This window comes from Streptomyces sp. P9(2023) (assembly GCF_032436795.1).
GTDB lineage: Bacteria > Actinomycetota > Actinomycetes > Streptomycetales > Streptomycetaceae > Streptomyces.
This window is the reverse complement of record NZ_JAUPWM010000459.1, coordinates 1-273: the sequence shown is the minus strand read 5'-3', so window position 1 is coordinate 273 and position 273 is coordinate 1. Positions and strand designations below refer to the sequence as shown.

The following is a 273-nucleotide window of genomic DNA, read 5'->3' as shown; positions in this document are numbered from 1 at the left end:
GGCCATGTTTTGGTAACATCAAAAGGGTTGAAAGGAAAGCTTTTCGCCTGTTCATCTGTCATTACCTGAATTTTCATTTTCCATTTAGGGAAGTTACCATTATCTATCGCTTTAACCTGATCACGCTGCGCAAAATCAGGATCTTTTCCTTTCATTACAGTAGCTTCATCATTGGTAAAGTTTTTAATACCCTGCTGTGTTTTGAAATGAAATTTAACCCAGACACGTTCATTATTTGCATTGATCATGCTAAATGTATGCGAACCAAAACCA

At 36.6% G+C, this 273-nt stretch carries 1 protein-coding gene; it reads right to left on the bottom strand.

All coding sequences use genetic code 11. The features are described from left to right. A partial coding sequence (locus Q5762_RS38370; RefSeq protein WP_315896942.1) for a catalase occupies positions 1–248 on the bottom strand: 248 nt, incomplete at its 3' end. Positions 249–273: the final 25 nt, after the last annotated feature.